At 65.2% G+C, this 19,178-nt stretch carries 15 protein-coding genes; 6 read left to right on the top strand and 9 right to left on the bottom strand.

Going from position 1 to position 19,178, the window contains the following annotated elements:
- Positions 1–60: 60 nt before the first annotated feature.
- On the bottom strand, positions 61–2,280 hold the full coding sequence (locus AAF481_18630) for a hypothetical protein (GenBank protein ID MEM7483186.1): 2,220 nt from the start codon (positions 2,278–2,280) through the stop codon (positions 61–63).
- Positions 2,281–2,320: 40 nt separating this feature from the next.
- Here AAF481_18630 and AAF481_18625 point away from each other — a divergent pair, with 40 nt between their 5' ends.
- On the top strand, positions 2,321–3,190 hold the full coding sequence (locus AAF481_18625; protein ID MEM7483185.1) for a tetratricopeptide repeat protein: 870 nt from the start codon (positions 2,321–2,323) through the stop codon (positions 3,188–3,190).
- A gap of 12 nt (positions 3,191–3,202) precedes the next feature.
- Here AAF481_18625 and AAF481_18620 read toward each other — a convergent pair whose 3' ends face one another.
- Both AAF481_18620 and AAF481_18615 read right to left on the bottom strand, forming a co-directional pair.
- Positions 3,203–6,778 carry an amino acid adenylation domain-containing protein gene (locus AAF481_18620; protein MEM7483184.1) on the bottom strand — a complete coding sequence of 1,192 codons (3,576 nt, stop codon included), beginning with the start codon at positions 6,776–6,778 and terminating at the stop codon, positions 3,203–3,205.
- Positions 6,775–8,853 (bottom strand): CRTAC1 family protein, encoded by a 2,079-nt coding sequence (locus AAF481_18615; GenBank protein MEM7483183.1) that lies wholly within the window; start codon positions 8,851–8,853, stop codon positions 6,775–6,777. The genes AAF481_18620 and AAF481_18615 overlap by 4 nt, the downstream gene beginning before the upstream one ends.
- Positions 8,854–9,087: 234 nt before the next feature.
- Between AAF481_18615 and AAF481_18610 the strand changes: the two genes are divergently transcribed.
- Positions 9,088–10,533, top strand: a complete 1,446-nt coding sequence (locus AAF481_18610; protein MEM7483182.1) for a hypothetical protein — start codon at positions 9,088–9,090, stop codon at positions 10,531–10,533.
- Between the two features lie 29 nt (positions 10,534–10,562).
- Here the strand turns inward: AAF481_18610 and AAF481_18605 are convergent, their stop codons facing one another.
- Positions 10,563–10,973 carry a thioesterase family protein gene (locus AAF481_18605; protein MEM7483181.1) on the bottom strand — a complete coding sequence of 137 codons (411 nt, stop codon included), beginning with the start codon at positions 10,971–10,973 and terminating at the stop codon, positions 10,563–10,565.
- Between the two features lie 24 nt (positions 10,974–10,997).
- The gene (locus AAF481_18600) at positions 10,998–11,414 is read right to left on the bottom strand and encodes a MerC domain-containing protein (GenBank protein ID MEM7483180.1); all 417 of its coding nucleotides are present in this window, start codon (positions 11,412–11,414) and stop codon (positions 10,998–11,000) included.
- A gap of 236 nt (positions 11,415–11,650) precedes the next feature.
- On the opposite strand from AAF481_18600, the gene AAF481_18595 reads away from it, so the two are divergent.
- The 4 genes from AAF481_18595 (at position 11,651) to AAF481_18580 (ending at position 14,348) form a co-directional block, all read left to right on the top strand.
- The gene (locus AAF481_18595; GenBank protein ID MEM7483179.1) at positions 11,651–12,418 is read left to right on the top strand and encodes a GNAT family N-acetyltransferase; all 768 of its coding nucleotides are present in this window, start codon (positions 11,651–11,653) and stop codon (positions 12,416–12,418) included.
- A 135-nt stretch (positions 12,419–12,553) separates the two neighbouring features.
- Complete coding sequence (locus AAF481_18590; protein MEM7483178.1) at positions 12,554–12,781, top strand: ribbon-helix-helix protein, CopG family; 228 nt, start codon at positions 12,554–12,556, stop codon at positions 12,779–12,781.
- A gap of 15 nt (positions 12,782–12,796) precedes the next feature.
- Positions 12,797–13,198 carry a type II toxin-antitoxin system VapC family toxin gene (locus AAF481_18585; protein MEM7483177.1) on the top strand — a complete coding sequence of 134 codons (402 nt, stop codon included), beginning with the start codon at positions 12,797–12,799 and terminating at the stop codon, positions 13,196–13,198.
- A gap of 259 nt (positions 13,199–13,457) precedes the next feature.
- The gene (locus AAF481_18580) at positions 13,458–14,348 is read left to right on the top strand and encodes a hypothetical protein (GenBank protein ID MEM7483176.1); all 891 of its coding nucleotides are present in this window, start codon (positions 13,458–13,460) and stop codon (positions 14,346–14,348) included.
- Here AAF481_18580 and AAF481_18575 read toward each other — a convergent pair.
- Genes AAF481_18575 through AAF481_18560 form a run of 4 tightly spaced genes read right to left on the bottom strand, consistent with a single transcriptional unit; the run spans position 14,345 to position 19,142 of the window.
- Positions 14,345–14,710, bottom strand: coding sequence for a hypothetical protein (locus AAF481_18575; protein ID MEM7483175.1), 366 nt, complete (start codon positions 14,708–14,710; stop codon positions 14,345–14,347). The genes AAF481_18580 and AAF481_18575 overlap by 4 nt on opposite strands.
- 47 nt (positions 14,711–14,757) lie before the next feature.
- On the bottom strand, positions 14,758–16,338 hold the full coding sequence (locus tag AAF481_18570) for a GWxTD domain-containing protein (GenBank protein MEM7483174.1): 1,581 nt from the start codon (positions 16,336–16,338) through the stop codon (positions 14,758–14,760).
- Between the two features lie 55 nt (positions 16,339–16,393).
- Positions 16,394–17,734: an ATP-binding protein gene (locus tag AAF481_18565; protein MEM7483173.1), complete on the bottom strand. Its 1,341-nt coding sequence runs from the start codon at positions 17,732–17,734 to the stop codon at positions 16,394–16,396.
- Positions 17,735–17,750: 16 nt separating this feature from the next.
- Positions 17,751–19,142: a sigma-54 dependent transcriptional regulator gene (locus AAF481_18560; GenBank protein ID MEM7483172.1), complete on the bottom strand. Its 1,392-nt coding sequence runs from the start codon at positions 19,140–19,142 to the stop codon at positions 17,751–17,753.
- Positions 19,143–19,178 lie beyond the last annotated feature (36 nt).

The following is a 19,178-nucleotide window of genomic DNA, read 5'->3' as shown; positions in this document are numbered from 1 at the left end:
CAGACTGCCCGCGCCATCACCGGTCCCAGACCCGCTGCGAAGAACCGGTGATGGCCAAACCTAGAACTTCACTTCGACGCCGAAGGTGACCACTTCGTGCCGGCCCCGCGCCGTGAGACCGGAGATCTGAAACAGCCTTCCGTTGTCGTCCATGCCGACTCTCTCGATTCCCGCGATCGGGTCGCTCAGGGGTAGCAAGCTGAACTCGTCGAGTCCGCGATCAAGGGAGAACCTGGGCGGATTGGAGTCGTGGTACTCGATGAAACTCGCCTTGAGGGAGACCCTGGGGCTACCGCCGGTCAACGCGAACGTTCCCTCGATGCCCGCTTGACTTCGGTAGTCCGTATCGCCGCCAGGTGAATCCTCCAAGGAGTACTTGTAGTAGTACCAGCCTCTGAAGGTCAGATCGTCGGTGGGCCGGAGAGTGATCACCGGCCGCACGGTGACCCGGGCCATCTGGTCGGACTCTGGGCGAAGGGTGATCGGGTCGGGATTTTCGGCGTCCTCAATGGGGATACCGTTCGCGTCGATCTCGGTGGCCATCAGGGAGAGCTCGGCGGGTTGCTCCAGGTCGGAGAAGACGCTGAGGGCGATGCTGGCCTGAAACACCGCATGGCGTTTCTCGATGCCGGTTTGATATCGGCAGTATTCTTCGGCGGTCGCCGTTGATACAAAGCCCTTGGACAGCAGTTCGTGGCGAATCATTTCCCGGTACTGCGCCATCCGCTGCTCGGCTCGCCGGGTGAGGTGTGGCCGTTTGCCGGTGTAGCCGCGGTTGCCGAGTCCCCGCGAGGCGCAGAAACGGTCCATCGATTGGGACCGCTTGTCGTATTCGAACAGGACCCCGCCGCCCCCTTCCCAACGTTGGTCGATGGCGAGGAAGTTGTTGGTGAACCGTTCGACGAATCCATAGACCTCCATCCACGGTTTGAGGTAGTGGTCGTAGTTGAGGCGAATCCGAGTGACGTTTTCCTCCAGGTCATCCTCATCGTCGTCAAAGACGACCTGGGCGCCGACATTGAGGCGAGTCTGGCTTGGATAGGTGCCGCGCGATGCCGTGGCGTCGATCGAGAGCTTGGCTTGATCGTCTGAGGCGGTACTGTTGCTGACCGAGTTGAAAGTGAACTTGGCATTCAAACCGTCTTCAGACTTTTTCTCATTTTTCAGCCATGCCTTGAATTCGGCGCTGGGGCTCGCGGTTGCAATGGGGATCGTGAGGGGGCGAACCAGGCGGGGCTCGAGGAGCCAGAACTTGCCGAGTGACTTCTGCAGTGTTTGGGGGTCACTACTCGCTCGAGAACCGCTGAGGAGACCGCATCTTTCCACAATCTTGCTGACCTTAGTGCAAACCTTTTCGATTACCTCGTCCTGGTTGCGGGCGCTGCAGTCGATGGTGTCGGGATCGCTGATGTCTTTTCTGTCGAAGTCACTGTTATGGGTGGCGACGCAGGTCAGTACGTCGAGTCCGTCGAGGAACGACCGGCCTGATGAAGTGCCTTGGTGTAGGACGTCGAGCAGAGCCCCGTGCTCCGGATTGAAAGGCTCCGGTGCGATCACGCTGAGCCCGGCCGCCGTCAACAGGGCCGTGTCGTCGTCGTTGAAGGGAAAGCGCAAGTCACCTCCGACCTCGACGACGATCTGGTCGAGCAGGATGAATTCGCCCGGAGCGTTCGCGCGCCTGCCGAGGGCGCCGGCTGCTTCGACTCCGTCGAGGCGGGAGATCTGGTTGGCTAGCCAGAGAATCTCAGGCTCCGTTTGGCACTGCTTGACTTTGTAGATCGCGATCTTGGGATCGCTCTTGCCGAGTGGCATCAGTTCCAGGGCCTTGGCGTTGGGGCAGCATGCAGGCCCGATGGTTGGATCGCCGGCGGCGAGTTCCGGAAGCCTCGAAGCAGCTTGGGGGTTCTTCAGCTTGACCGCGATGCGATTCGGGACGATCGAGTAGAAAACCTGGCACTCTTTTCGACCGCTACGCTTTTTCTTTTGAATATTCGGATGCCTGAAGTCGCAGTCGTAGTAACGGTGCTCGATGAGGCTGGAGGCGCTTGCCGATGTGGTGGCGCTCGCGGCGAACGGTACGGCGAGCAGGCTCAGTCCAGCGAGTACGAGGCGTAACGACCGCGCGGCGGTGAGAAAATGTTGCATGATTCCCTCCTGTTGGTTCGGCTGGAGGGACGGACACCATCGGTCATTTTCTCCGGGTGGGGTGCTTTCCCGCTCGACCCCGAGACCGGATGGGATTCCCTGGATCTGGATCTCTGGACTGCCGATGAAGCCCATTGCTATCGGGTCCGTCTGCACTTGTTGAGGAGGCGTTGTGATGAATTGGTTGACGCTGCAGAACTTCTTTCAATTGGGCTTTCATGCCGCCGCGCTGGTGTTCTTGTACTTGGGGTACCGCCTGCTCCGGCAAGTGGTGGCGTCCGGTGGCGAGGAGCTGCCGCTGAAGCTGAAGAATGTCCGGTTCTTCATGATCATGTCGCTGGCGTTCTTTGTGCTGGGAGCCAGCCTGCAGCTTTACGAGGGCTGGGCGCGGCGGACGGATCGCAGTGGCGCCCGCCAGCTCCTCCTCCATCTCAGCCCGACCCGCATGCCCGAGGATGTGCCGCCGGCGGAGGTGCGATTGGCCGGAGAGTTACTGGAGTTCGACAATGGGCGGGCGGCGCCGGAGATTCACGCCGCCACCGACATGGCCATCAATCTCGAGAGGATTCGCGATGTGGTGGTGCGCCTGCGGGCGATCAATCGGGAACTCCAGCTCGACCAGGCGGCGGCTTTGCCGGATGTGGGAGTCGGTACCGACGACCTGCCGGGTGAGTGGACGCTTTCGGATCAAAGCCTGCGCGAGGCGGGCGCCGCGGAACTGGACTCCACCGTCGCCCGCCTGAACGAAGCCCTGGAGGAGTCGGATGGCGCGGATTCGGCGGCGATTCGCTCTTCCCTCGGCTGGGTCTACTACGCCCGAGGCGACTTCGGCGCCGCGACGGCGGAACTCGAGCGGGCCGCTAGCGAAGCGCAGGATGAAGAGATCCGGGTGCGTGCCTACAACAACCTCGGCCGGGTACTGCTCGACCGGGGGGATCTGGAAGGCTCGCGGGCCGCCTTCCAGAACGCCGGCTCCGGCGTCGCCGCTCGCGGAGGGCTGGGTCAGGTGGCGGCGACGGAGCAGGCGTTGCGGGTGGCGAACTAAAGGCTCGTGGCGTCAGGCTGCCGCCTCATGCCGCCGCTCGGTCAGTCGCCCGATGAGCCAGATGAACGGCTCGATTTGGCCGCTCACTTCGCATTCGCCCCTGACCAGACTGCCGAGCAGTCCTTGCACATCGGAGGTGCACAGGGCGGAGACCGCCCGGCGATCCTTGAGAAGCAAGGAACAGAACGGCGTATTCGATCTCTGCTCGGGTTGGGTCCCGTGGGTTCCCGCCGTGACCTCCCGTCCGTGACAGGCGAAGGTGATGGGCTCGCCATGATCTGGAACCCCGAAGGATAGGGCGAGGTTGGGGGTTGGAGCCGGGCCGTTCTCCTGCCAGCCGGCGGAGAAGGCGTGAACCCAGTTTTCCAGATCGGAGCGCTCAGGACCTTCGCTCCCGGATCGATCATCGGCCGCTTCGCGCGCCTCTTCCGTTTCTCGCTCGGCGTCGATCAGGGCTTCCAAGGTTCGGTCCACGTCCTCGCGGCTGTGAGCCGCCGAGCAGATGAAGCGCAGGCGGCCCCGTCCGCTCTCGACGATCGGGTAGGTCACGGCCGCCGTGTGAACGCCGCGTTCGAACAGGCCCCGGACGATCGCGAAGAGGGTGTCTTTGTCGGAGAAATGCGGGGTGACGATGGGACCGTCGCCGGTCCCGAGGTCGTAGCCGGCTTCGCTGAACCTCTGCCGCATGTAGGCGGTGGTGTCCCACAGGCGCTCGCGCAGCGAGTCGTCCGTGCGCAGGCGGCGCAAGGCGGCGAGCGCCGCGGCGATGTCCGCGGGGCTCGCCGATGCCTGGAAGATGTAGGCCCTGGAGGACGCCTTCAGCAAGGCGACGTGCTCTCGGCGGGCGGCGACGACGCCCCCGAGGCTGCCGAGGGCTTTGCTGAGGGTGGTCATGATGAAGTCGACCTGGTCGGTCACCCCTTCGGCGGCGCACAGGCCCGCGCCGCGCGGGCCGTAGAACCCAAAGGAATGGGCCTCGTCGACGAGGACCAGGGCGCCATATTTCTTGGCTGTGCCCGCGATGTCCGCCACCGGCGCCGCTCCTTCGCCCATGCTGTAGACGCTTTCTAGCACGACCAGCACTGTGCGGTAGGGCGACGCTTCGGTTTGGAGAATGGACTCCAGATCCGCCGGATCGTTGTGCCGGAAGGTTCGGATCTGCGCGCCGGCGAGCAGGGCACCGTCGACGATGGAGGCGTGGCAGAGCTGATCCATCACCACGACGTCTTGCGCACCGAGAAGGCCCGCGACCAATCCGAGATTGGCGGTGAATCCCGTGGGAAACAGGCAGGCGGCGGGTTTTTCCACCAGCTCGGCAAACTCCTTCTCGAACTCCAGGTGGAGATCGGTGACGCCGGAGGCCGCTGCGGATGTGCCCATGCCGGTGCCGAGGTGCTCCAGAGCGGCGCCGGCTGCCGCCATGACCTCCGGATCGCGATTCAGGCCGAGGTACAGATTGGTGGTCCAGATGATGGCCTCGCGTTCTTCCTGGGTCACCGCGTCGGCGACGATGCCGCGGTGTGCGCTACCGGTGCGCACCAGCTTGCCGTAGGGGTCTCGGCCGGGAGCGGCGGCCTGGAGTTTGAGTTGTTCGACCAGTGTGCCCTTGTCGGTGGCGGACCAGGCCGGTAGCTTCGCCGCCAGAAACGGCGGGTGGCAGAACTGAAGCTGCGCCTGAAAGCGGCCGAGGGGATTCGAGGTTCCGTTCCGTTTCTCCTCGGTTACGGGAGGTGCCGAGTCGCCTGCGACCGCTCCGAGGAGGTGGCCCGCCACGTCTGCCGGAGTCCAGCGCTCCAGGAGGGCCGACGCCGGCAGTTTTCGCTCGAGGGTAGCGGCGAGGCGGGAGTTCAACTCCACGGAGGTCAGCGAGTCCAGTCCTAATTCGTCCAGGGGAACGTCCGGCGGCACCTGGCCGGAACGAACGCCGAGGAGCGAGGCGACCTCGCGCTGGATGACTTCGAGCAGTTCGGCGCGCCGCTTGCCCTCCGGTAGCTCCGCCAGATGGCGGGCCAGATCCCCGGTCTCTCCGGCGATGCTGCCGCGGCGGTCGCCGAATTCTGGTCTCGGGAGCGCGTTGCGGTCCAGCTTGCCGTTGGGCAGCCGGGGGAGCTCGGCGATGTGCTCTACGACCTGAGGCACCATGAATGGGGGCAGCCGTTCCGCCAAGAAGGCTCTCGCCGCGTCCTGGGTCACGCCGTTTCGGCCCACGACGTAGGCGACCAAAACCTTGCGATCACCGGTCCCGTCGACCACCGCGGCGGCGGCGCCGTCCACGCCGGTCATCGATTCGAGCGTCGACTCGACCTCTTCGAGTTCCACCCGGAAGCCGCGCAATTTCACCTGATGGTCCACCCGTCCCAGAAACTCAATCTCACCGTCTTCTCGCCATCGGCAGAGATCTCCCGTTCGGTACAGCCTTTCCTCGGGGATCGGCCCGTTCGGGTCCAGCTCGATGAAGCGCTCTTGGGTCAACTCTTGGTCGTGCAGATAGCCGCGGGCGAGCTGGTCGCCGGTCAGGTACAGCTCACCTGGCTCTCCCGCGGCCACCGGCTGCATGGAGTCGTCGAGGATGTAGGACCAGGAGTTCACCACCGGCTTGCCGATAGTGATGGTTTCCACCTCGGTCGTCACCTCCTTGGCGGTGGAGTAGACCGTGTCCTCGGTCGGCCCGTACACGTTGACCACCCGTGGCGGCGGATCGAGGGCGTGTAGCTGGTCCACCAGGGAACGCGTCAGCACCTCGCCGCCGAGCACCAGGCACCGGATGCCGGCTGGCGGCCGTCCGGCCGCCAGCAAGGCCTGCATCGCCGACGGCACCATGACGCAGGTTCGCACCCGGTGGGCCGCCGGCAGGTCCAGCAGCTCGAGCACATTCTCCGCCAGCACCACCGTTCCGCCGAGGCACAGCGTTCCCAGGATTTCCATCACCGAAGGGTCAAAGCAGACGGAAGTGGCCGCCAGCACGCCGGCGAGTTCCCGGTCATCGAGCAGTTCGCGCATCGACCGGCTCATCGCCACCACGCTGCGGTGCTCCATCGCGACCCCCTTCGGTCGCCCGGTCGAGCCGGAGGTGTAGATGACGTAGGCGAGATCCTTCGGGGAAGGTCCGATCACCCCTTGGGCCGTCCGTTCCACCACCTCGTCGAGGCGGAGGATCTCGGGTACCCCGGCGCAGAGCTCCGCCCGCTTCTCGTGATCTACGATGGCGGCCTCGGCGCGCGCGTGCTCCAGCATGTAGCGCAACCGTTCCCGTGGGTATGCCGGGTCGAGCGGCACATAGGCGCCGCCGGCGCGCAGCACTCCCACCAGTGTCGCCACCAGTTCCCAGGTGCGGTTCATGCACACCCCGACCATCGACCCCGGCTGGACGCCCCGGGCCGCCAACGCGCCCGCGATGGCGCGTGCCCGTTCGGTCAAACGCCGGTAGGTGATCTCCAAGGTACCGTCGATGATCGCCGTCCGCTGAGGCTTTGCCTCCGCCTGCCGGTCGATCAATTCCAAGATCGTTTCGCTTCGGTCGTTTTCCTCTCGCTGGCGGCTCGGCTCGGTGGAGCCCGACCGCCGCCGACCGCCGGAGATGGTGGTCATGGCTGTTCGAACCTCGCAATTTTGGGAAGGGGAGGCCAACCAAGGTCTCGCAGGATTTCCAGGGCGTCGGCTATGCACGAGCGGTACTTCCGGCGGTCCAGCGATGGGTCGCAGGGCAGTTCGGGGAAGACAATGCGTTCTCCGGCCCGGACATTCCGCAGGCGGTTGACGGTGCCGCCGGGCCACAGGACCTCCACCGTGGCGGTCTCGGCCCGCTCGAGTCCGAAGAGCTGGGCCAGGGCGTTCTGGGAGGCGAAGCCCGAACCGCCGGTGACCGGGCGCAGCGCCGTCCGGCCGCCTTCCGGGGTCACCCGGATCACGGCGCCCACGCCGTCCCGGTTGACCCGTCCGTTCGGCAACAGGCCGACGGTTCCCAGGGCGCGCACCTCGATCCAACGGTTGCCGTTGCCCCGGTTGATCTCCACCGCCAGGCGCCCGTCCGGAAAGCGCAGGCCGTTCCAGGTGAACTCGCCTTCTCCGACCGGCGAAAAGGCCTCCACGAACCAGGCCGTTTCATCGAACGGGCTGCCGTGCTTGACGGGGTAGCGCTTTAAGGGAATGTCTTCCGGGATGTCAAAGGCGGAGGCGGTCACCAGGTCCGGAAATCCGTCTCGGTTGAGGTCGCCGGTGGCTCCGCCGTGGACGTTGCGCCGGGTGTGGTTCACGGCCAGGGCCTCGAGGTCGGCCTCGAATTCGGCGGAGCAGTCCGGGTTCAGAAGAACGACCCCGGGGTTGTCCGCGGTGATGGTGTGGATGGCGCCGTCCAGACTGCCGAAGAACACCACGTCCGGGTCGCCGTCGTTGTCCAGGTCCGGCGCCATTACCGACCAGCCGAAGGGGGTGGCCCGCAGCCCCTGCCCGGGCCCGGCGTCGGCGAATCCGCCACCGGGGGTGCCGAGGAAGGCCCGCGACGAGAGCTGCCCGCGGTAGAACGGCATGCCCACCGCCGAGAAGACGTAGTCGCCCATGTTGGTGGCGTAGAAATCCATCCGGCCGTCGCAGTTGAAGTCGGCAAAGGCGAGACCCATCCACGAGGTGCCCGGCAGGTCCGTGCCGGATCGGTCCGTGACGGCGGTGAAGCGGCCGTCGCCGTCGTTTTCGAGTACCTGGATCAGCCCGCGGCTCTCCTCATCCGGGGAGATGCCGCCCTGATCGTCGGCCTGGAGGAGGTCGAGGTCGCCGTCCTGGTCGTAGTCCACCAGGGCGAGGGCCCAGGTGATGGTGGCGGAGGCGTTCCGCCGCGGCCGGAAGCCGTTCATTTCCAGAATGCCGGAGCTCTCGCTGGCGTCCCGAAAGGCGAGGCCGCCTTCGTTCACGAAGAGCTGGTTCGGGTGATTGTGGGTCCACGGCTCCGTCAAGGTAGCCTCGCGGCGGCTCCAGTCGTAGGAGTTGGCCACCGCCAGGTCGAGCAGGCCGTCGCCATCCACGTCGCCCACGGAGCAGTCCGTGTGGCCCCAGCCGGTGCCGCCCAGGCCGCTCTGGGCGGTGACGTCCCGGAAGGTACCGTCGCCTCGGTTTTCGAACAGCAGATTCGGCTCCGAGCGCCCCAGCACCACCAGGTCCGGGTCGCCGTCGTTGTCCAGATCGCCAAAGCAAACGCCGGTAGAGTCCTGCGCCTTGGCCGTGACACCGGCGGCTTCCGCCACGTCCTCGAAGCGCAGGGCGCCGGTGTCCTCCAGGCGGCTGGCGTACAGGCTGTTGGCGGCGCCGGGACCGTTGGTGACGTAGAGATCGAGATCGCCGTCGCCGTCGTAGTCCAAGAGCGCCACTCCTGGAGAACCGCGAGGCTTTTCCGGCGTGGCGACCACCAACGGCATGGTGTAGCGGGGCTCGGTCTTGATCCGCTCGAAGGCGTCGTTGGTGACTGACGGGACGCGCGCGAAGTCGATCCCGGACGCTGCGTCGGCGGCCAAGTCATAGAACGTGACGCTCGCCATGTCGTTGCCGCCGGTCGGCACGCTGGCGGCGGTTTGTGGTGGAGACGGACAGCCGGTTATCGCCGCCGCCAGGAGAGCGGCGAGCAGGATCGTGGTGATGCGGCGGAGCGTCAGTCGCTGCGTGTAGTGAAAGAACATATATAGATATCTTGCCATGTCAGTATAAGATGTGCAATCGAATGACCTGAGATCGAGGACGAGGCAGTGGCCTTCGACATCGTCTTGGTCGTATCGAAAATCTGTAATATGCTGCCTTGAGCAAAGCTCATAGTTCGAATTGACACGCTTCGGCCGGGTCGGCCAAGACGCCCGGAGGCGGTCGTGCAGCTCCCGTCTCACGGGCACGTTTCTCTTTGTAATAAGGAGCGTCCGATGAAGAGATCACTCGTTCTCACAGCCCTCGCCACCGTTTGCGTGAGTTCTTCTGCCGCCGGTCTCGCCGGTAGCTTCACCGTCGCCTGGACGCTCGGCGAGGATCCGGGTGTCGGCTTCGAAGGATCACCGTCGTACTGTGACCTCGACGGCGACGGCCAGGACGAAGCGATTGTCGCCGTGGGGTCCGGCGCGGCTCCTTTCCCCGCGGACCCCGCTTACGTCGAGGCGGTCGATCCGGTCACCGGTAGCCGACTCTGGCGCGCTGCCCAGGGCGACTCCGGTTTCGCCCAGCCGCTCTGCCGAGACGTTGACCACGACGGCGTTCTCGACGTGTTGACCGCCGGCCGCTTCGGTGATGTGCGCGCGCTGTCGGGGGTCGACGGCACCGTGCTGTGGTCTTTGAATGCCCTCAATCCCGGCGAGGTCGGCGCGAATGCCAACACCTACAGCCCCGTCTCCGCGCCGGAGCGCCCGGACTTGATCTTCGTTTCGACCGGAGGTGGAGTCGAACCGGCCGACGGTCCGCGCAACCCGGGAGCGGTCCTCGCCATCGACCTCGACGGAACGGTGCTCGCTCGCTGGGACGAGCCCGATCAGGCGGAGATTTACACCTCGCCGGCGGTCAAGGCGATCGGCAGGCACGCCCGCAACCTCCTTCTGGTGGTCGGTTCTGGTGGCGAAACGCTTCCCGGCAGTTTGCACTTCCTGCTGTACAACACTCGCTTCCGCCGCTTCTTTCCCTACGCCCAGATCCCCTCCTCCTGCGACACCGGAGGCTTTGTCGCGAGCCCGGTGCTCGGCGACATCACCGGTGACCGGTTTGGAATCCCCGAGGTGGTGGCAGCCGAATTCTGCGGCTCCGTCGCCGCCTTCAATCTGCTGGGCCATGAACTCTGGCGTCAGGATCTGAACTGGCCCTACGTGATCTCCAATCCTCTGCTGAACGATTTGGATGCCGACGGAGTGTTCGATGTCGCGGTGGCGAGCATCGCGGTCAACCCCAGCCGGCCGGAGACCTTCCCGCTCCTCGACGCTTCCCTCGAAACCTTCGAGGGAGCCAACGGTACGCCGATCTGGTCCACGCCCCTGAAGCTGCCGCCCTTTGCGTCGCCGGCCGCCGCCGACATCGATGGGGACGGCGTGCAGGACATCTGGGTGGCGACCCAGCATTTCTTCCTACCCAGTGAGTTGACGGTGTACTCTGGCGTCGACGGCTCAGAGCTGATCGCCCACGGCAGTGTGAGCTGGGCCGGTTCGCCGCTTCTCCACGACGCCGATGGCGACGGAGCGATCGACGTGCTGGTGATGGATGCGCCGCCGGTGTTTGCTCCGCCTTTCCCTCCGGTCAGCACCAGCCTGGTCAACCTACCCGGCGTGGCCTTCGATCCGAACGCCTCCTGGAGCGGCTTTCGCGGACCGGATCACGACGGCTATCGTCGCTGAATGGGGTAAGGGCGGCGCGGGGAATCGAGTTAGCCGAGATCGGCGAGTCGGGCGCGAAGGTCCGTCGGAATCGGTACCTTCGCGCCGCCTTGGTAGTCGAACATCACCACCACCCCCGAGCCCTCGGCGACCGCCTCTTCGGGCTTCGCTTCGAGGGCAGCCCGGTAGTCCATCACGAAACTCGTATTGCCGAGTCGGGCCACGCGGGTACCCACTTGAACCGTCGCGGGATACTGAACCGGAGCTTTGAACCGGCATTCCGTTTGCGCCAGGATCGGGCCGATCTTCGGCAGTCCGGTGGTGGCGAGCCCGACCCGCTGGAACAGCTCCATCCGGGCGGTCTCGAACCAGGTGAAATAGCGGGCGTTGTTGACGTGTCCGAGAGCGTCGAGTTCGGCCCAGTGGACAGGAAACGACACCTCGACGGGGAAAGTACCCATGGTTCGATTCTATGCCGGGTGCCCTCAGGCGTCGTCGTGCCGGCACGCATCCGACCGGCAGAGCCTGTAGTTTCGGAGATGTGCACAGACGAGCAGGATGGCCGACCCCAGGGTCGCCAGTTTCTCTGCCGTCTCGCCCATCAGGTCGTGGAGGACGGTCCCCGACAGCAGGAGACCGGCAACGCCCAAGACCCCCAATAGCAGCACCCGCCGATCCCTGTGCCGCTTACAACCGAGCGCGAAGGCGATCACGGCCGCTGGAACGACCCACCACAGCATCGAGCGGTGGAAGGACTCGTCAGCGAAGAAGACCGTCGGAAGCGTCGTGCCGAGGACGAGGAGAGCCGGCAGAGCGATGCAGTGCAGGGCGCAAGCCGCTGCGCCTAGGACTCCGAGCCCATCGGCGATGGTTCTGATGTCTGGAGTGGATGTCGATTTCATTTTCGGTAGTCTCCTAGCCAGTTCCCTCGAGTCGGGGCTGAATCTTGGCGGACCGTTTCAAGGCTCGATGCGGCTGCGGTATTTTCCCTGCGAGACGTGAGTCTGGGCAGCACGGGTGCGTTCGCGCAATGGCCGATCCCGCATATCGATAATGAGATCTGATCATCATTAGAGTTCGACGGCAAGTCAAGCGAGCAGAGTCAAGCGAACCGATGAGACCTAGCGAGCTCCCGGTGGTGTCTGACGTCCGCGAGGCGGGTTCCCTGGGCGAAGGGTTGAGTGCGCTTTTCTCATCCTTTCCCTATCTCCCCGTCGTCCTGGAGGCAGGGCTTGCGGGGCGAGGCACGGTGTGGGTCGATCCCGCAGGGCCTGCGGCGGCCGCCCGCCTCGACATCGGCTGCTACTCGTTCTTCGCGGGCAACCCGGAGAGCGCCTCGGCCGCGGCGCTCGTGGAGAAAACGCCCTTGCCGCGCGAATTCATCTTCCCCGGGGAGGATGTGCGGTGGCGGGCGAGAGTGTTCGAGGGTTTCGGCGACCGAGTCCGCGATCGGCCGATGTGCTCGTACCTGGCGAATGCTCTCGACCTGGACACCCTCGCCGATCAAGCCTCGGTGCCCGCGGGTTTCGAGGTGCGTCGAATGGGATTGGCCGACCTGGAGCAACTCGGCGAGCACTTGGAGCCGCACGGATTGCAGGTCGAAGCGAGCGTTGAGAGGTTTTTCGAACAGGGCATCGGCTTCTGTGTCGTCCGGTCGGATCGCGTACTGGCGGCGGCGACCTCCTATGCCCGAACGACAAGTGGAGTGGAGATTTCCGTTGCCTGCGATACGGCCTATCGGCGGCGCGGATTCGCGAAGGCGGCGGCATCCGGCCTCCTTCGGTGGTGCCTGAGGAATGGCGTTCGACCGCACTGGCATGCGGCCAACCCCGTCTCGCAGCATCTCGCTCTCGCCTTGGGCTTCACTGAAGGACCGGAGTGCCCTGCCCTCTTCGTGAAGCGCTAGCGTTGATTCCTCGCGGGTGGCGCTGTTTCTCTCGATGCCACCCGAGTGTCGAGGAGCCGAGCAGCAATCTCAAAGATCTTGGGTGAATCCTGAGTGCGGATTGACATCAAGGGTTCAGCAGATTAGCTTGAGCATATGAGCCATCGCCTGCAAGTGCTGATTCCCGACCCGCTCAACGCCGAGATCACCAAGGCAGCACAGCGCAAACGGTCCTCGAAGGGCGAATGGGTGCGGCGTGCGTTGGAGCAAGCCCTCGCCGAGGAACAAGCGGTTGGCGATCCGCTACAGCGGCTCGCCGCCCTAGACGCTCCCACCGCCGATATCGACCAGATGCTCGCCGAGATCGAAGCCGGACGCCGGTAACCAGAAGAGCCGTCGATGAAGGTCTTCTTCGACTCGAACATCCCTATGTATGTCGCCGGGGGCGAGCATCCCAACCGGACCCCGGCCTTGCGGCTACTAGAGCGCGCGCAGGCCGGCGAAATCGAGGCCTTCACCAGTACCGAGGTTCTGCAGGAGGTCCTCTATCGATACACGGCTTTGAGAAGGCGTGATTTGGCCTTCGAGGTCTACGATCGGATGACCGAGATCTGCCCAGTGATCTTGCCGGTCACTCTCGCCGACACCGACCACGCCAAGCGCCTGCTCCAGCAGATCCCTACCCTCGGCGTCCGAGATGCCATTCATGCCGCGGTGATGCTGCAACGCGACATCGAAACCATCGCTTCCTTCGATACAGGATTCGATGTTGTGCCTGGGATTCGACGACTGTCGAGTTAGCAACTCTTCAAAGTACCGCCTAGAGTTGGCGCCTGAGGCTGGATACTGGGCGCTGTGGACGGGATGATGAGCCTGGGCCTCAGGCGACCTGGCGGTCTGTCTTCACCACGAAGGAGACGCTCGCCCCGGCATGGCCGAGCATTTCCAGCAGAGCGGGGCGTGTTGACAGACTGGGTGCAGCCATCTACCCTTCACGGTGATCTGAACAAACGAAAATGTAATTTTTTAATTATTAGCATATCTTGGATCGAGGTGAGTTGTGGAGGATTGGATTCACCGATTCGGTGCGCAGCATTGGTTCGCGCAGACCCTCGCTGTTCTCGTACTTTTTCTCTTCACGTTCATTCCCCTCGTCAGCCTTGAGTGGGCGCCCCGTTGGGGGTGGCTGGTGGCAGGTCTTGAGGTGGGGCTGATCGTTGGAGTCATCGCCGTCGTCAAATTGTCGGAGCGCTTCCATCTGGTGCTGCTGAGTAGCGTTGTGACGATCATGTTGAATGGATTGTTCGTGGGGCGCCCAGAAGGGGCGACCTATTTGAAAGGCCTCGGGTCGTTTCTCGGTGCTCTCGCGGACTCTCTCAGCTCGGCTTCAGCGGCCCTTGGCTCCTCCGCGCCGTCCAGCGAGAATCTCGTTCGATTTGTATGGGCGGCAACTGCGGCTTTTGCTCTTTGCCTACTCTTGGGAATCTTCCGTCATCGCCACCAGGAACCCGAGGGATTTCACGCCACCCTTGATTTCGATCGAGTGGACGCGTCGACCGTCAAGGCGCTGATTGGAGACTGGAATTATTGCGTGCACGGTCCGACCGGGGACTTCTCTCATTCCGGCGAAGCGGCCTTCACGATGACCGGCAAGAACCTTCAGCTTGGCGGCACCCGCAGAGAGATGAAGGTCGAAGACGGCCGGACGTCATGCACGATCACCTGGAACGCCAGGTTCATGATCTATACCAATTTGAGTTCCGGCCGATTTCTACGCTTTGAGTATGTGATCCGACTTCCCGACGGCAATCTGGAAGCCTACGCCACCCTGGACCTGCGCAATGTCAAGCGAGGCCTGCTGACCGGGGCCTATGACCACCTTGCCGGTGGCTGTGGAACCGGAACCATCGAGTTTCAGAGACTGGATTTAAAGCAGATAGGGGTTGCTTAAGAACTTTTGAGATCTGTTTCTGCCCGATCGAAGAAGTCCTCAATGAGCGTGCTGACTTCCGAAAACGGAACTCGCTCTCTCGTGGTCACTTTCGGAATGCGCCAGAGGAAACCCAAGAGCCGAGCGGGCTTCATCCAATGAACCATGGCGACATCGCCGTCAGGGCAGATGCGTAGATGATGCCCGCCAGCTCGCACCAATCCCAAGCCGGCGGGACAGTTTTCTTTGCCTTCGGACTCTAGCTTCTCGAAGAGGCTATTCTCGCGGGACCCATCGTGGTTTCGGAATTCCCGAACCGCCCCTTGACCATCCACCTCAATCTCTCGAACTGAGAAGTCTGCGGATTGAATCCATGCCTTCATAGGATTCTCGAGCTTCAGCCCAAAGGCCGGAGCCCCTTTCTAGTTCTCTAGGGCACCACCACCGAGAAGGTCTCAGTACTCGAAGTCACCGTCTTCCGAGCCTCGGAGTCCCGCACGTAGACCTTCATCTCGTAGTCGCCGGCCGGGAAGCGGTCGGCGGTGAGTTCCAGGCCTTGGGCCAGGACCCAGCAGTCGTCGCCGGCTTTGACTGGGTCGGCGGCGGCGGGGCCGCGGAATTTGGCGGCGCCGTCGAGTTCTACGGTGAGGCGAAGGTTGGGCAGGTTGTTGTCGGCCAAGGCCGGGTGGCAGGTGTGGAGGTAGTACCACAGGACACCCTCTTGCTCGAAGGTGCGGTCGCCCTTGGGCACGACGACGATGCCCTGCCAGGCAAAGGGTTCGAGCATCGCCTGAGCTTCTTTCATCGGGAAGATGTTGTCCGACACGATGAGGTCCGAGAGCCACAGTTCGTCGCTGATAGCAGGAATTTCGATCGCTTCGCTGGCGGACCACAGGATGGCGCCGTCGCTGCCCTTGAGGCCGGTGCGCAGTTCGTAGGCGCCCGGCGGGGCGACGACGGTGGTTTTGCGCAGTTTCTGGTCGCGCGCGTTTTTCCAGTCGCTGTCGATCTCGAAGGAGACGGCGGATTCGCCTGCGGCGTCCACCAGCTCGCCCACCACCACGGCGTCGGCCGGCGGCTCGCCGGTAGTGGCGATTTGCACCGGGATGATGGTGGTGCCGTCGCCGGCCAGGAAGGGCGCGGCGTCGAGATGGGCGGAGAAGGAGGATTCGGCGTCGCCGGTGAGGGCGGCGCGCAGAGATTCGAGGGCCGCCGGGTCGGAGAGGGTGGAGGCCCCCCAGGCCTGGTAGTCGGAGTCCATCGCCTCGCCGCCCAGGGCCGACGGCGCCGGGGCGGTGGAGAGATCAGCGACGGTCATCGTCGGGTGAAGCACGGCGCGGTCCGCCGCCTCGGCGGCCAGGGCGAGGGCTTCTTCGCCCTGGTGGATCTGCACCTCCTCGGTGCCCGGCTTGGTGCGAAATTTCACTCGTAGGCGCTTTTTCTTGATGACCTCGGGCTTTTCGTCCCCTTCATAGACCCACACTTCCTCCGAGGCGACGCCGAAGCGGTCGGTGGTGCCTCCGCGGCCGAAACGGCCACCACCGCCGCCGCTCGCCACGCCGCCGCCGCCGCCGAAGGCGGAGTCGCCGCCGAGGGCGCCGCCGCTGGTGGAGCCACCGGCGCCCGGCTGCTGGAGGCGCCGCGGGGCGCCGAGCATGACGAAGATGCGGCCGCGGTCGGTCAGGGAGCCGCGGACGGTCTCATCGTCTTTTTTGTGGGCGAACTGTTGGTCGGCGTAGGCCACGCGGCGTTCGAACTCTCGCTGATACTCGTTTTCGGCACTCTCCGGGGTGGGATCCCGCTGGGCCCAGAACAGACGGATGAAGTTTTCCGCCGCGGCTTCGTCGGCGAGGGCGCTCCAGGCGTCTTTGTCCGCCTTGGTGAAGAGGTGCTGAATCGGGCCTTCGGCCCACTCTTGGTAGCGCTGGGGCAGTTCGGCGGTGGCCGAAGGGACGAGCAGGCAGGCGGCGACGATGGCCGCGCCGAAGTGAAGACTCGAACGGATGCGCATGGTGTTCCTCCTCGTGGTGTCGTTCTATTCCACTCAAAAACTTAGCACATCGCCCTTATCCCGTCGGCGCCGGAGCGGCGGGCAGCAAGGGGAGCCGGAGGGTGGCTTCGCAGCCGCCCCGGTCGGCGCGATTGCGCAGCTCGACGGTGCCGCCGTGGCCTTCGGCGATCTGCCGGCAGAGCACCAGGCCGATGCCGGTGCCCTCGGGCTTGGTGGTGTAGAAGGGGACGAAGAGGTTTTCGGGGTTCGATAGGCCGCGGCCTTCGTCCAGCACGCGGATCTCCACCGCCTCTCCGCTCGGCTCCCAGGTGATCTCGACGACGCCGTTGCCGGCGGCGAGGGTTTCGTCCACGGCGTTTCGGACCAGGTTGATGAGGAGTTGTTCGAATTGGTCGCCGTCGGCTTCTAGGGTCACCGGCGGTCCGCCCTTCACCTCGACCGGCAGGCGGTTCTCGAGGCTGGCGATGCGCTCGATGCGGCGCTCCAGGTCAAGGGGAGCGAGGGTCGGCGGCGGCAGCCGCGCCAGGCCGGAGTAGGCATTCATAAAGCGGGAAAGGGACGCCGAGCGGTTGGCGATGCGCCCCAGACCGCGGCGCATGTCGTCTTCCCAGTCGTCCGGCCGGGGCTGGCGATCGAACAGCCGCGCCAGGGTTTCCGCCAGCGAGCGGATGGGTGCCAGGGAGTTGTTCAGTTCGTGACCCAGGACCCGGATGAGTCGGCGCCAGGCCTGGCGCTCTTCTTCCCGCAGGGGGCGGGACAGATCCGACAGCACCAGGAGACGCAGGGGGCGACCTTCCTGGCGCAGGGTGCCGTGGCGCACTCCCCAGCGGCCTTCGCCGCCGGGGAAGCGCGCCGAGAGGGGGCGCGACGGGTCCGCCGCTAGCACCTCTTCCAGACCGAGGGACGAGGCCGGTTGACCGATCAGCTTGTCCGGCGGGCGCGACAGCAGCCGCTCGCTGGCGCGGTTGGCGAGGCGCAGGCGGCGGTCTTCGTCGAAGGCGAAAACGGCGACGTCGATCTCTGCCATCACCCCTTTGAGGAGAGCCGTCGCCTCCTGGGCGCCGCGCCGTTCTTCCTGGAGCCGTTCGCCGAGGAGGTTGGCCTCCTGCAGCGCCTGGCCGAGAGCGTCCCTTGGATCGCTGCGCCGGGCGCGCAAGGAGTAGTCGCCCTCGCGCAGCGCTTCGAGGACATTGGCGAGGGTGTAGATGGGGTAGGAGATGCGTTTGCGGAGAGCGATGGCGGCGGCGATCGAGAGGCCGACCAGGGCGATCGTCAGGCTGATCCGCAGGAGCGTGGAGTAGGGTCCCAACCACAGCAGGCCGAGAGCGATGGCGACCGCCGGCAGGGCGACGCAGAGAGCGGAGAGGAAGAGGCGGTCGTCGAAGGAGCGGGCCAAGGGGGGAGACCGTTCGCTAGAGATCGTGCTTTTCGAGCCGGCGGTAGAGGGCGCTGCGGCTCAACCCTAGCAGCTCGGCGGCCTGACTGACGTTGCCTTCGGAGCGGTCGAGGGCCTTCCGGATGAGCACTTTTTCGACTTCTTCCAGGGTCATCTCTCCGAAGCCGCGCCCAGCGCCCGGCGAGCCGAGGGCGAGGTCCGATCGTGCGATCTTCTCGCCCCGCGCCATCAGCACCGCCCGCTCCACGGCGTGGTCCAGCTCCCGCACGTTGCCCGGCCAGTCGTATGCGAGAAGGGCGGCCAGGGCGTCGTCGGTGAAATCTTCGGTGGATTTCCGGTAGTGCTGCCGGTGGCGGGCGAGGAAGTGGCGGCCGAGGGCCGGGATGTCGTCCTTGCGCTGGCGCAGCGGCGGCAGCGGGATCTCGACGGTGCGCAGCCGGAAGAGGAGGTCCCGCCGGAAGGCGCCGCTCGCCACCTCGGCGCCCAGATCGGCGTTGGTGGCGGCGAGGATGCGGGCGTCCACCCGCCGGGTGCGCGAAGAGCCGATGCGCTCCAGTTCGCCGGTCTCCAACACCCGCAGCAGGGAGGCCTGCTGGTTGGCGGAGATGTTGGCGATCTCGTCGAGAAACAGGGTGCCGCCGTCGGCCAGCTCGAAGCGGCCGACGCGGTCGCTGCGGGCGTCGGTGAAGGCGCCGCGCACGTGGCCGAAGAGCTCGCTTTCGAACAGCGAATCGGACAGGCCGCCGGTGTTGACAGTCACCATCGGCCGGTCGGCGCGCTCGGAGACGTGGTGCAGGGCGCGGGCGACCAGCCCTTTGCCGGTGCCGTTCTCGCCGGTGATCAGGACGCTGGCGTCGGACGGACCCACCCGGTCGATCAGCTCCAGGACCGGTTCCATAGCGCGGGAGGAGGCGATCAGTTCCGGCGCGCCGTCGCCCCGTAGGCGGCGATTCTCTTCTTCGAGCAGGCGCCCGCGGCGCAGCGCTTGGCCCAGTTCGAGCTGCGTGCGCACCACCGAGAGCAGACGGGCGTTCTCCCAAGGCTTCTCGACGAAATCGCGGGCTCCCCGGCGCATCGCTTCCACCACCACCTCGACGCTCGGCCAGGCGGTCATCACCAGCACCGGCAGGGTGGGATCCAGGGCGCGGATCTCCTGCAAGAGATCGAGGCCCTCGCGGCCGGAGGTGGTGTCGCGGGTGTAGTTGAGGTCGATCAGCGCCGCGTCGAGGTCGCGGGTGCGCACCGCCTCCAGCACACCGGCCGGCGAGGCGGCCGTTTCGGTGCTGTAGCCCTCGCCCTTGAGCAGCAGGCAGAGGGCTTCCCGCACATCCGCCTGGTCATCCGCCACCAGCAGGCGGGCGGGATGGGAGGGGATGTCCAAGGGCTGGCGTTTGGCGGCTGTGGTCATGGCGTTCACGCTTCAACTGCCGCGAGTACGCCGAAG

It is taken from the genome of Acidobacteriota bacterium (assembly GCA_039030395.1).
In the GTDB taxonomy this organism is placed as follows: Bacteria; Acidobacteriota; Thermoanaerobaculia; order Multivoradales; family JBCCEF01; genus JBCCEF01.
The sequence above is the reverse complement of the archived record's forward strand: the minus strand, read 5'-3'. Positions and strand labels throughout refer to the sequence as shown.